The sequence below is a fragment of the Phycisphaerae bacterium genome, assembly GCA_012729815.1.
In the GTDB taxonomy this organism is placed as follows: domain Bacteria; phylum Planctomycetota; class Phycisphaerae; order JAAYCJ01; family JAAYCJ01; genus JAAYCJ01.
On record JAAYCJ010000220.1, the window covers coordinates 1 to 12448 of the forward strand.

Annotated in this window: 9 protein-coding genes; 8 read left to right on the forward strand and 1 reads right to left on the reverse strand. The window is 63.6% G+C overall.

Going from position 1 to position 12448, the window contains the following annotated elements; all coding sequences use genetic code 11:
• Window positions 1-6: 6 nt before the first annotated feature.
• Window positions 7-270 carry a PspC domain-containing protein gene (locus GXY33_14420; GenBank protein NLX06329.1) on the reverse strand — a complete coding sequence of 88 codons (264 nt, stop codon included), beginning with the start codon at window positions 268-270 and terminating at the stop codon, window positions 7-9.
• 214 nt (window positions 271-484) lie between these two features.
• Between GXY33_14420 and GXY33_14425 the strand changes: the two genes are divergently transcribed.
• From GXY33_14425 to GXY33_14460, 8 genes are all read left to right on the forward strand, one after another.
• On the forward strand, window positions 485-1219 hold the full coding sequence (locus GXY33_14425; protein ID NLX06330.1) for a FadR family transcriptional regulator: 735 nt from the start codon (window positions 485-487) through the stop codon (window positions 1217-1219).
• An 82-nt stretch (window positions 1220-1301) separates the two neighbouring features.
• Entirely contained in the window at window positions 1302-3641 is a 2340-nt protein-coding gene (locus GXY33_14430) for a hypothetical protein (protein ID NLX06331.1), read from the forward strand.
• Window positions 3642-3664: 23 nt separating this feature from the next.
• Complete coding sequence (locus GXY33_14435; protein NLX06332.1) at window positions 3665-4678, forward strand: glycyl-radical enzyme activating protein; 1014 nt, start codon at window positions 3665-3667, stop codon at window positions 4676-4678.
• The gene (locus tag GXY33_14440; protein NLX06333.1) at window positions 4675-6135 is read left to right on the forward strand and encodes an aldehyde dehydrogenase; all 1461 of its coding nucleotides are present in this window, start codon (window positions 4675-4677) and stop codon (window positions 6133-6135) included. The genes GXY33_14435 and GXY33_14440 overlap by 4 nt, the downstream gene beginning before the upstream one ends.
• Before the next feature lie 13 nt (window positions 6136-6148).
• Window positions 6149-8398, forward strand: a complete 2250-nt coding sequence (locus GXY33_14445; protein NLX06334.1) for a hypothetical protein — start codon at window positions 6149-6151, stop codon at window positions 8396-8398.
• Window positions 8391-9329, forward strand: coding sequence for a glycyl-radical enzyme activating protein (locus GXY33_14450; protein ID NLX06335.1), 939 nt, complete (start codon window positions 8391-8393; stop codon window positions 9327-9329). Before GXY33_14445 ends, GXY33_14450 begins: the two co-directional genes overlap by 8 nt.
• A gap of 3 nt (window positions 9330-9332) precedes the next feature.
• Window positions 9333-11603, forward strand: a complete 2271-nt coding sequence (locus tag GXY33_14455; protein ID NLX06336.1) for a hypothetical protein — start codon at window positions 9333-9335, stop codon at window positions 11601-11603.
• 54 nt (window positions 11604-11657) lie between these two features.
• A partial coding sequence (locus GXY33_14460; protein NLX06337.1) for a fumarylacetoacetate hydrolase family protein occupies window positions 11658-12448 on the forward strand: 791 nt, incomplete at its 3' end.

Consider the following 12448-nt stretch of genomic DNA (forward strand, 5'->3'; position numbering starts at 1 on the left):
GCGGTTCTACTCGCGGCGCTGGTAGTCGCCTTGGGGGTGGCTCTCTTGCGCAGGTCCTTGTTCCATCGGTGTTTGCGTGCGGGTCGGCTCCTCCGGAATGATCGCCCAGGCGATGATGTACGTGACGACCAGCGGAACGATCCCGGTCAGGATGGTCAGAAACACCAGTCCCAACCGCAGGATAGTCGGGTCGACGTCGAGCAGGTGGCCGAGTCCGCCGCAGACGCCACCGAAGACTTTATCGGTTCGGGAACGGTAGATTCGCGTCATGGCTTGGTCTCCTTCCTATTTCCCCAAATCCCCTATATTGACACCTGATTGATTCTATTATCCTGTTTGACGGGTGTGGTCCCAAGAGTTTTCGGATTTTGGAAAGGCCTTGACTCGATGGCAAATTGATATGATGATATGGTTGTCATACAAATTTTGGAGCGGGACGCGGCTTATGGCCAACAATGCAGTTAAATCAGCTACAGTTGAGCTATTGAGTAGCCCATCGGGGGCCGCCGGGCAGGCCAACGGGGCGGCGATGGCGTCGGTTGAGCGGTCGACTCTGGTGGAGCGGGTGGTCAACGTGTTGGTGGACTACCTGAGCAACGCCGGGTTGCAGCCGGGTGATCGGTTGCCGACGGAGCAGCAGCTCACGGAGATGGCGGGGGTGAGTCGGATGGCGCTGCGGGAGGCGATGATTCGGCTTCGGGCGCTGGGTCTGGTCGAGGCGCGGCAGGGGTCGGGGTGGTATTACCGGAAGTTCAGCCCGGCTGAGATATTTCAGCAGCTATCGCCTTTGCTCAAGAGTTTTTCGCACGCGGACGTCAATCAGATCATGCAGGTTCGGGTGAACCTGGAGCCGGCGATCGCGCAATTGGCGGCCCAGAACATCAGCGCGGCCGGCCTGGATGAACTGACGGGGCATTCGCGGGCGATGCTGATCAACCTGAATCACAAGGAAGCGTTCATCGAGCACGACATGGCGTTCCACATGGTGTTGGCGCGGGAGTGCGGGAACGGGATTCTGGAGGTGATTAGCGCGATATTGAAGGACCTGAGCCGCAGCGCCCAGTGGGCGTATCGCGACACGGTGAAGGACCGGACGCGTTCGGTGGAGTTCCACGAGGAGATTTTAGGCGCGGTGCGCAGCCGGGACGGGGAGGGGGCGTACCGAGCGATGCTGGGCCATATCGAGGTGGTCTGGAACCGGGTCGATCAAGAATCGTAGAGGTTGATACTCGTCAAAGCACTGCCCGACGATCACACCCCAGAAGGTATAATGGATTCAAGTCATTATTTCAGGTGATGCGATGAGCGGAACCGGGACGGTTGACGTTTGCGAGGAAGCACGGACCTACAGCGGCCGCAGCCCGCGGGTGGGCCGGTTGGTCGAGCAGATCATGTCGCGGGGCGTTTCGTTCCTCAGGGAGGCGGAGCCGTTCGCGCGGGAGTTGGCGTTGTATCGGGCGCCGGAGGAGCTTTCGGCGGTCCAGACGCGTGCGCGGATGCTGCTGGAGCTGGTGAAGCTGTCGCGACTGGAGGTTTACGAGGACTGGTCGCTGGCGGGCGAGCATCTGTGCCAGTTTTGGCCTCTGGCGGACGAGAAGTGGGAGGCGCGGATACCGGAACTGGAGAGATTGGGTGTTCCGGCGGATCGGGTCGGGCGGCTTCGCGATCGGGTGTTGCGGTTTGGTCTTCACAGGGGTCCGTTCTACGCGATCGGGCCGGGCACGCCGGAGTACAGCCGGGGGTTGGGGACGTGGAGCGCGGACAGCAAGGCTTACTGGGCGTACGGGTGGAGCGAGAACCATTCGGTCCGTGACTATCCGAAGCTGGTGCGGATGGGTTTCGCGGGCCTGCGGGATGAGATTCTGGAGCGGATGCGGTCGGCGCGGATCAGCGATCCGGGTTTTCCGGAGAGCGAGGATTTCTGGCAGGCGGGGTTATGGGTATGCGAGGCGGGGATTCTGCTGGGTCAGCGGTATGCGGAGTTGGCTCGTCGGATGGCGGGTGAGGCGTCCGATCCGCAGGAGCGCGCGCGTCTGACGCGGATGGCGGAGGCGTGCGAGCGGGTACCCGGGGAGGGGGCTCGGACGCTGTTCGAGGCGGTTCAGGCGTTGTGGTTTGGGCACATTCTGACGTGCGGGGAGGACCTGATCAACGCGAATTCGATCGGGCGGCTGGATCAGATGCTTGAGCCGTACTACCAGGCGGACCTGGCGGCAGGTCGGATCACGCGGGATGAGGCGGTCGAGTTGATGGAAGAGTTGGCGTGCAAGCTGTACGCGGAATACGACGTCCAGGCGATTGTGCTGGGCGGGCGGACGCGGGACGGGCGTTGCGCGGTGAACGCGATGAGCGAGATCATCCTGGAGGCGACGGGGAACGTGGGTTTCGTGCGGGATGTGTCGGTGCGGCTGACGCCGGACACGCCGTCGGATTTCGTCGACCGGTGTGCAGGGGTGGTGATCCGCGGCGGCGGGATTCCGTTCTTTTTCAACGATGAGAGTTTTATTCCGGCGTTGACGGATCGGGGGATTGCGTTGGAGGACGCCCGGGATTACGCGCCGATCGGCTGCATTGAGCTGACGATTCCGGGCCGTGCGCTTCCGCACGCGGTATCGGGATGGTTTCACGCGACCAAGTGCCTTGAGCTGGCGTTGTTTAACGGCTGCGATCCGCGGACGGGCGAGCAGATGGGGCCCGAGACGGGGCTGCTGACGGACTTTGCGAGTTACGATCAGCTCATGGAGGCGTTCCGCAAGCAGATGGAGTTTTTCATCGAGCGGATGGTCTATCTGATCAACCGGGGCGAGTTGCGACAGCGGGAGCAGGGTCCGCTGCCGCTGTGGTCGGTGCTGACGGATGACTGCATTGCCCGCGGTCGCGACATCACGAACGGCGGGCCGGTGTACAACTACCATTCGATCTGTTTTCTGGGGACGGCGAACGTGGCGGATTCGCTGGCGGCGGTCAAACATCTGGTGTTTGAGCGGGGCGAGGTGGGCAAGGAGGAGCTGCTTTCGGCGTTGCGGGCGAACTTCGAGGGTTACGAGGTTCTGCGTCAGCGATTGCTGAAGGACGCGCCGAAGTACGGCAACGATTGCGATGAAGTGGACCAGATTGCGGCGTGGTTGGACAACTGGTTTATCGACCAGATGGACCAGTACCGCAGCAGCCTGGGCGGCCGGTTTTTCGTGCATCTGTTCACGTTCCTGTGCAACATCATGTTCGGACAGGGTCTTGGAGCGACGCCGGACGGTCGTCTGGCGGGTCAGCCGATCGCGTATTCGCTTTCGGCGCATCAGGGGCGCGACGAGCGGGGTTTGACGGCGATGCTGAACACGCTGGCGAAGCTGCCGCACCATCGTGCGGCGGGTGCGTCGGCGGCGATCATCGACATCAACCCTTCGATGCTGGCCGGTTCGGACGGGGCGCAGCGGCTGGGGCAGATCATCCGGGCGGCGATGCGGATGGGGGTGGGACAGATGCAGATCAACGTGGTGACGGTGGATCGTCTGCGGAAGGCGCAGCAGGATCCGGAGCGATATGGGAACATACCGGTCCGCGTGGCTGGTTATTCGCAGATGTTCAAGCTTCTGAGCCCGGACTTGCAGGAGCACGTGATTGCCCGGACGAAGCACCAGTAGGACCTTTGCCGAAGACAGCCGCCATGAGCAAGACCAGGAACAAGCCCCGTATCCCATCCGCCCGCCGCGGCGCGGGCCACGCGTTTGAAGCGGTGGTGTTCAACATTCAGCGTTGTTCGACGCACGACGGTCCGGGTATTCGGACGGTGGTGTTTTTGAAGGGTTGTCCGCTTCGGTGCGCGTGGTGCCACAATCCGGAGTCGTGGGATGGGCGTCCGGAGCTCTGGTGGTCGGCGCAGGGGTGTTTGGGGTGCGGGCGGTGCGTTTCGGTGTGTCCGGCGCAGGCGATCGAGTTTGACTCGGCGAGCGGGGAGCGTCGGTGGTCGAAGGAGGCGTGCATCCGGTGCGGCGCGTGCGCGGCGGCGTGCCCGTCGAAGGCGCTGGAGCTGGTGGGCCGGCTGGTGACGGCGGAGTCGCTTTTTGGAGAGGTTCGGCGGGACCGGGCTTTTTACGACGAATCGGGCGGTGGGGTGACGCTGTCGGGCGGCGAGCCGCTGATGCGTGCGGATTTCGCTGAGCGGTTTTTGTCGTTGTGCCGTGAGGATGGCATTCACACATGCGTGCAGACGTGCCTTCACGCGGGGTGGCCGGCGATGGCGCGGTTATTGCCGGTGCTGGATTGGGTGCAGGCGGATCTGAAGGCGGTGGACGGCGAGGTTCACCAGCGGCTTACGGGGGTTTCGAACGAGTTGATTTTGGAGAATCTCGGGAAGCTGGCGGCGACGGATGTGCCGTTTGAGGTGCGGGTGCCGGTGATTCCGGGTCACAATGATGGGCCGGAGGAGCTGTCGCGGATGGCTGAGTTTCTGGCGGGTCTGTCGCGGTTGCCGGTGGTGGAGTTGCTGGCGTATCACCGGTTGGGTGAGGATAAGTTTGGGCGTCTTGGGTTGGCGTATCCGTTGATGGGCCTGGATGCGCCGGATGAGGCGACGATGCGGGAGCGGGTGGGGGCGTTTACGCGGCGCGGGCTTCGCGTTCGATACCGTGATGTTGAGTATGCAGGCGATGGGACTTCGGTCAAAGGAGCAGCCGAATGAAACTCAGGAAGACGTCGTGGATTGACGGGCAGTGGGTTGATGGCAAGAGCAAGGTGGACGTGCTGAATCCGGCGACCGGGAAGAGTCTGGCGAAGGTCGCGCAGCTTGACGCGGAGCAGATTGGCGAGGCGGTGTCGGCGGCGGACCGGGCGTACCGGAGCGGGGTCTGGTCATCGAAGACGCCGCAGCAGCGGGCGGCGGTGTTGTCCCGTGCGGCGGGGATTTTGCGGCGTCGGTCGGAGGAGTTCGCGCAGGTGGAGACGGCGAACGTGGGCAAGCCGCTGAAGGAGTCGCGGTTTATCGACGTGGCGGCGGCGATCGATACGCTGGAGTATTATTCAAGCATCGCCGGGTTGCTGTCGGGCGAGTCGCCTCGGGTGGGCGACGGGATGATCGATTTCACGCGGCGCGAGCCGATTGGGGTGGTGGGATTGATCACGCCGTGGAATTTTCCGGTGATGCTGGCGGTGCGGAAGCTTGCTCCGGCTCTTCTGGCGGGTAATACGGCGGTGTTGAAGCCGGCGACGGTGACGCCGCTGACGACGCTGCTGCTGGCTGAGGTTCTGGCGGAGGCGGAGCTTCCGGCGGGGGTGGCGAACATCGTGACGGGATCGGGCGGGATGGTGGGGAAGGTGTTGAGCGAGCATCCGGCGGTTCACAAGGTGAGTCTGACGGGTTCGGCGGAGGTGGGCTCGAAGCTGATGGCGGCGTGCGCGGGGGATTTGAAGGCGACGTGCATGGAGTTGGGCGGCAAGAGCCCGGCGGTGGTGTGCCGGGACGCGGACATGGAGAAGGCGGTGGACGGGGTGCTGTTCGGGGCGTTTTTGAATCAGGGCGAATGCTGCTGCGCGGCGACGCGTCTGCTATTGGACAAGCCGATCGCCAAGAAGTTCCTGGATCGGTTCATTGAGGCGGTGAAGGGGAAGATCGTGTTGGGCGATCCGGCGGAGGAGAAGACGACGATGGGTCCGCTGATCAGCCGTGAGCATCTGGATCGGGTGGCTGGTTACGTGGATCGGGCAGAGCGGGAAGGTGGCAAGGTGCTGTATCGGGGGGAGGTCGGCGGGTTGGCGGCGGGCGGGTTCTGGTATCCGCCGGTGGTGATGCAGGCGGATCCGTCGATGGAGATTTACCGGGAGGAGGTTTTCGGTCCGGTTCTGGCGGTGACGGTGTTTGACGGGCTCGACGCGCTGTTGGCGGCGGCGAACGACACGGATTACGGTCTGGCGGCGAGCATTTTCACGGAGAGCATGCCGACGGCTGAGCGGGCGGTTCGGGAGCTGGCGGCGGGCACGGTGTGGGTGAACTGCCACAACGTCGTGTTCAACGCGGCACCGTACGGCGGGTACAAGCACAGCGGGATCGGGCGGGAGTGCGGGGTGGAAGGGCTGCTGGCGTATACGCAGATCAAGAACGCGATCATTTACGGCGGTTCGGCGCCGTTCGGATGGTATTAAGGAGTAGTCAATCATGTCACGGGAAATCTGTCAGACGTACTGGCCGTGGATGCCTTTTGACGACGGGATCGCCGCGGACCGGCGGTCGGCGATGGTTTCGTCGCTGAACGAGGTCAGCGAGTTTTACTCGGCGGGTTTTATCGAGGAGGCGGACGCGCCGCTGTATCGGCGATACGCGTTGGCGCTGCTTCGGTGCGCGGAGCGGATGCCGCTGCCGGCGTGGGAGGGGACGTGGCTTTATCCGGCGACGCCGCCGTGGCGTGGCGACGTGCCGGAGTACGCGGGGCGTTTCTGGAACTGGCAGGCCTCTGACAAGCGTCGTCAGCCGGTTTGCTGCTACCAGTATTTCATCCCGCTTTTTTTCGGTTTCCTCGGCCGCGCGCCTCTGGACGAGAAGGTTGCGGCGTGCGGGTCGGCGCCGGAGCAGGTTGAGGCGTTGACGGTGTTCTGGGAGCGGGTCTGGGCGAAGCTGACGGCGCTGGCTGGCGGATGGGCGCCGGGCGGATGGACGCACTGCACGGTGAACCACGAGCGGGTGATGCAGGAAGGGTTCGAGGGTCATCGCCGGCGGATCGAGAGGCAACTGGCCGATCCGTCGCTGGAGGAGTCGCAGCGGGTGCTGGAGGAGTCGCTGCTGGTCGTGCTGGACGCGGCGGAGGTGTTGCGGAATCGGATGATCGCGCAGGTGGAGCAGACGGACCTACCGGATCGGCTTGACGTGAAGCTCAAGCTGATCGAGGCGTTGAACGAGGTTCCGCTTCGGCCGGCGCGGAGTTTTTACGAGGCGATGCTGAGTCTGAGTTTCACGTTCTACTTCGAGGACTGCGACAGTCCGGGGCGGATGGACCAGTATTTGTTGGATTTCTATCGGCACGACCGGGAGGCGGGGCTGATCGACGAGGAGTTCGCCAAGGAGTTGCTGGGCGAATTCTGGACGAGCATGGACCGGGTGGGGGCGTGGAACGTGGCGATCGGCGGGACGCGCGGTCCGGAGGGCGACAGCGCGGTCAACGAGTTGACGTATCTGATTCTGGAGACGGTGAAGCATCGCCGTCGGCCGAATTTGGCGCTTCGGATGCCGTCGGGCGCGGAGGATCGGCTTTGGAACGCGGCGTTCGAGGTGATCGCGACGGGTAACGGGATGCCGCCGCTGTATAACAACGCGGCGTATCTGGAGGCGCTTCGGAATTACGGGTTGGGCCTGAGCGAGAAGGACGTGCACGACGTATGTTTTGGCGGCTGCACGGAGACGATGATTCAGGGTTGCAGCAACGTGGGGTCGCTGGCGGGCCTGTTGCACATGCTGGGGAATCTGGAGAGGAACCTTCCGGGCCGGTTGGCGGGTTCGGCGAGTTTCGAGGAGTTTTTGGACGGTTGGCTTGTGGATCTGGGCGAGGAGATCGGCGGAGTGTGCGCGTCGATCAGCGAGGACAGCGAGGCGAAGGCGCGGTTTTTTCCGCAGATGATCCGGACGCTGCTGGTGGACGACTGCATCGATCGCGGTCGGGAGTTCTGTCACGGCGGCGCGCGGTACAACTGGGAGGTGGTGGGTTTGGAGGGTTTCGCGAACGTGATCGATTCGCTGTTTTCGCTTCGGGAGCTGGTGTTTGGCGGGGAGGTTTCGGCGGCGACGATGCTGGCGGCGCTGGAGGCGGATTTTGCGGGTCATGAGGGTCTGCTGGCGCGGATCGGGAAGCTGCCGAAATACGGGCAGGGCGACGCGGAGGTGGATCGGATCGCGGCGCGGGTGGCGGAGTTTACGTTCGGTCAGTTCGCGCGGTACACGGGATTTCGCGGGACGAAGTTTCTGGCGTCGTGCCTGATGTTCACGACGTACGCGGATCGCGGGAAGATTTGTGGGGCGACGCCGGACGGTCGGCGGGCGGGTCAGCCGCTGGCGGACAGTTTCGGTGCGTATCAGGGTCGCGACACGAAGGGTCCGACGGCGCTGTTGAATTCGGTGACGTCGTATCCGCACCAGGCGGCGCCGGGGACGCTGGTGATCAATATCCGGTTTACGCGGGACACGCTGACGGAGCCGTCGTTGTGCGGGAAGCTTCGGTCGCTGCTGGAGACGTATTTCGCCCGTGGCGGGATGCAGATTCAGATCAACGTGGTGGATCAGGCGACGATTCGCGACGCGATCGAGCATCCGGAGCGGCACGAGAATTTGATTATCCGGGCCGGAGGGTTTTCGGCGTATTTCAACGAGCTGTCGGAGGCTCTGAAGCAGACGATACTGGAGAGGTCGGTTCATGCCTGAGACGATTGAGCAACTCCGCGAGGTTCGCGGAACGGTTTTTGATGTGAAGCGGTTCGCCATCCACGACGGTCCGGGGATTCGCACCACGGTGTTCCTGAAGGGCTGCAACATGACGTGCTGGTGGTGCCACAATCCGGAGTCGAAGCGGGCGGAGCCGCAGTTGTTTTTGTATGCGACGCGGTGCACGTCGTGCGGGCGGTGCGTGGAGGTTTGTCCGGTGGGCGCGCATCGGATTGAGGGCGGCGCGCACACGATCGACCGGGCGCGGTGCCGGCTTTGCGGGGCGTGCGTGACGGCGTGTCCGGCCGGTGCGTTGAAGATTGTGGGTCAGTCGCGGACGGCGGGCGAGGTGATCGACGAGGTGCTGGAGGACAAGCACTACTACGAGACGTCGGGCGGGGGGATGACGATTTCGGGAGGCGAGCCGCTGTGCCAGGCGGGGTTTACGCACGCGCTGCTGTCGCTGGCGCGGCACTATGGGCTTCACACGTGTCTGGACACGAACGCGGGCGTCGATATGGCGTCGGCGAACGGGATGCTGGAGCTGGTGGATTTGTTTCTGGTGGACATCAAGCAGACGGATCCGGCGCGGTGCCCGGAGCAGTGCGGGGTATCGTTTGAGCGGATTCGGAGCGGTCTGGATCGGTTGGCCCGCGGCGGCGGGAAGATCGTTTTGCGGTGTCCGGTGATACCGACGGTGAACGCGGAGGACGATGGGCACTGGTCGGCGGTGGCGGAGTTGGCGGCTGGATGCGATCGGGTGGTTGGCGTGGAGTATCTGCCGTATCACCGGTTGTGGATCAGCAAGATGGAGGGGTTGGGATTGCGGGTGGACGAGGCGCGTCGCGGGTTGACGGAGATCAGGGCGGATCGGCTGGCGCGGATTCACGAGTTGCTTGGCCGCTGCGGCAAGAGCGTTGCGAAAGGATAGACGATGGGCGTGAATGTTGTTGAGGCGAGGGCGGCGAAGCTCGACGGTTTTCCGGGACTTCGCCGGATGTTCGAGAGGCGTCGGCCGTTCGACCGGACGCACGGGTTTTTGAGCGACCGGTTTAGCTGTCCGCCGGAGCTGTCGGGGATTCCGCATCCCGGGATTCGGACGGCGGCGACGCTGGGACGGATCATGGAGATCGCGGAGGTGGTGGTGGGGCCGGAGGAGTTGCTGGTGGGGACGTACGCGCGTCAGCCGTCGGAGGGTCCGGACCGGACGGCGGACTGGGTCGGGGCGGCGTCGCACATGGGGGGGATATACGGGCACATGGCGATCGACTATGATCGGCTGCTTTCGATGGGGTTGGCGGGGATTCGGGAGATTTTGCAGAGGAAGCTTGAGCGGTTGATGCGCGAGGAGTCGTCGCTTCACGCGGAGGGGCTGGAGGGGCGGATCGGGGAGGTCGGTCCGGAGCGGTATCAGCGGGAGGATTTTTTGCGTGGGGGATTGATCGCGATTGACGGGGTGTTGCGGCTGCGGGATCGGTATGTGGAGGCGTGCCGGCGGCTGCTGGATGAGGTGGATGATTCGGAGCTCAAGGCGAACGTCCGGGTTCAGATCGGGTTGCTGGAGCGGGTTCCGGAGCATCCGGCGCGGACGTTTCACGAGGCGCTGCAGAGCATTTACTTCATGTTCACGATCTTCAACGGGGTGGATGGGGTGACGATGGCGCTGGGGCGGCTGGACCAGGTGCTGTGGCCGTTCTATGAGCGGGACGTGGCGGCAGGGCGGCTGACGCGGGAGCGGGCGATTGAGCTGTTGGGGGCGTTGTCGATCAAGATTTCGGAGTTGGCTGAGGTGCCGTTAAGTCTGATGAGCGGGGGCGTGGATCGGGAGGGTCGGGCGGCGGTCAATGAGCTGACGTATCTGCTGCTGGAGGCGATGGATTTGTTGCGGCTTCACAATCCGTCGGTGGGGCTGGCGGTGAACGAGGAGACACCGGAGGCGTTGCTGGAGAGGTCGGCGGAGATGATCTGCAGCGGGTATTGCCATCCGGCGTTGTTCAACGATCGGGTGATTATCGAGGGTCTGGAGCGGTTTGGGGTGAAGCCGGAGGATGCGCGGTGGCATCAGCATTGCACGTGCACGGAGATTACGACGTGCGGGAGCAGCGGGATTTGGGTGGTGGCGTCGTACATGAATTTCGGGCGGGTGTTTGAGTGGATCGCCGGTCGGGCGGAGGGGAGCGAGGGGAGTTTGTGCGGCGGTCTTGACGTGGGGCCGCCGGGCGTGGAGTGGCTGGGGTATGGCGAGGGCGGATATGGCCGGTTTGTGCCGGATTTGGGGGAGATCGGGTCGTTTGAGCGGCTGATGGAGGTGGTCAAGCGGCTGTTGGGGTACGTGATACGGGAGAACGTTCGGGTACAGAATCAGTGGGCGCGGTCGCGGCAGGTTCAGGGGGCGTTTCCGCTGTTGTCGCTGTTTGTGAACGATTGCATTGAGCGGGAGGCTGATCTGGAGCGGGGCGGTGCGCGGTATTACTTTTTCTATCCGCAGCTTGTGGGGTTGCCGACGGCGGTGGATTCGCTGGTGGCGATCAAGCGGCTGGTGTTTGAGGAGAAGCGGCTTGGATTAGCGGAGTTTGCGCGGATCGTGCGGGAGAACTTTGAGGGGCATGAGGAGCTGCGAAGTCTGATTCGCAATACGCTGCCGAAGTACGGGACGAACGATCCGGAGGCGGATGGGATCGCGGGGGAGCTGGCGGAGTTTTACTTTGAGGAGGTGGGGCGGTACAGGAATCCGTACGGGTTTCCGTACGTGGCGGGGTTTTTGTCGTGGCAGATGCATGGGGTGTTGGGGAGTCAGACGGGAGCGACGCCGGACGGCCGGCTGGCGGGTCAGGCGTTGAGCGATTCGCTGGCGTCGGTGCAGGGGATGGCGCGTCGCGGTCCGACGGCGATGCTGGAGAGCGTGGAGAAGTTCGATCTGGCGAACGCGATCGGGGCGGTGGTGGTGAACGTGACGATACCGGTGTCGCAGCGGGACCCGAAGCTGGCGGCGGCGGTGAAGCATCTGATTCGGAGTCATTTCGCCAAGGGGGGGTTTGAGCTGCAGTTCAACGTGGTGAGCCGGGAGACGCTGGAGCGGGCGCGGGAGAAGCCGGAGGAGCATCGGGATTTGCTGGTTCGGGTGGGGGGGTACAGCGATTATTTCGTGAACCTTTCACCGGAGTTGCAGCAGGAAATCATACAACGGTTTGATATTGGCGGGTAGAATGCGGGGTCGCGAAGGCGACGCTTGGAACGATACAGAAACGGAGGCTTGACGATGAAGATTGCGCGGTTTGTGGATGAGTCGTGGCAGGTTCAGTATGGCGTGGTGGAGCCGTCGGCGGATGGGAGGGCGGTTCGGGCGGAGGTGATCGAGGGGAACATTTTCGGGCGGTTTTCGCCGAGCGGGGTGGTGGTTGGCGTTAAGAAGCTGCTGGCGCCGGTGAGTCCGCCGAACGTGATCGCGATCGGGCTGAACTATCGGGATCACGCCAAGGAGTCGGGGATGGCGATTCCGGAGGAGCCGGTGATTTTTCTGAAGGCGACGTCGTCGGTGGTGGGGCCGGAGGACGCGATCGTGCTGCCGGCTGAGGCGCCGGACGAGGTGGACTATGAGGCGGAGCTGGTGGTGGTGATCGGGAAGCGGGCGAAGGACGTGTCGGCGGCGGAGGCGCGAGGGGTGATTCTGGGGTATACGTGCGGGAATGACGTGTCGGCTCGGGATTGTCAGCTCAAGCGGGACAAGCAGTGGGCGCGCGGGAAGAGTTTCGATACGTTCTGTCCGATCGGGCCGTGGCTGGTGACGGCGGATGCGCTGGATCCGTCGGACCTGGCGATCAAGCTGCTGTTGAACAACGCCGCGTTGCAGAATTCGCGGACGTCGGAGTTGATTTTCGGGGTGGATGAGTTGATCAGCTTCTTGTCGCGGCAGTTCACGCTGCTGCCGGGGACGGTGATTATGACCGGGACGCCGCCGGGCGTCGGGTTTGCGCTGAAGCCGCCGAAGTATTTGAAGGCGGGCGATGATGCGGTGGTGGAGATTGAAGGGATCGGGCGGCTTAGGAATCC

Coding starts and splice junctions, on each gene's coding strand:
- GXY33_14420 (NLX06329.1), bottom strand. CDS start 270: ATGACGCGAATCTACCGTTCCCGAACCGATAAAGTCTTCGGTGGCGTC.
- GXY33_14430 (NLX06331.1), top strand. CDS start 1,302: ATGAGCGGAACCGGGACGGTTGACGTTTGCGAGGAAGCACGGACCTAC.
- GXY33_14435 (NLX06332.1), top strand. CDS start 3,665: ATGAGCAAGACCAGGAACAAGCCCCGTATCCCATCCGCCCGCCGCGGC.
- GXY33_14440 (NLX06333.1), top strand. CDS start 4,675: ATGAAACTCAGGAAGACGTCGTGGATTGACGGGCAGTGGGTTGATGGC.
- GXY33_14445 (NLX06334.1), top strand. CDS start 6,149: ATGTCACGGGAAATCTGTCAGACGTACTGGCCGTGGATGCCTTTTGAC.
- GXY33_14450 (NLX06335.1), top strand. CDS start 8,391: ATGCCTGAGACGATTGAGCAACTCCGCGAGGTTCGCGGAACGGTTTTT.
- GXY33_14455 (NLX06336.1), top strand. CDS start 9,333: ATGGGCGTGAATGTTGTTGAGGCGAGGGCGGCGAAGCTCGACGGTTTT.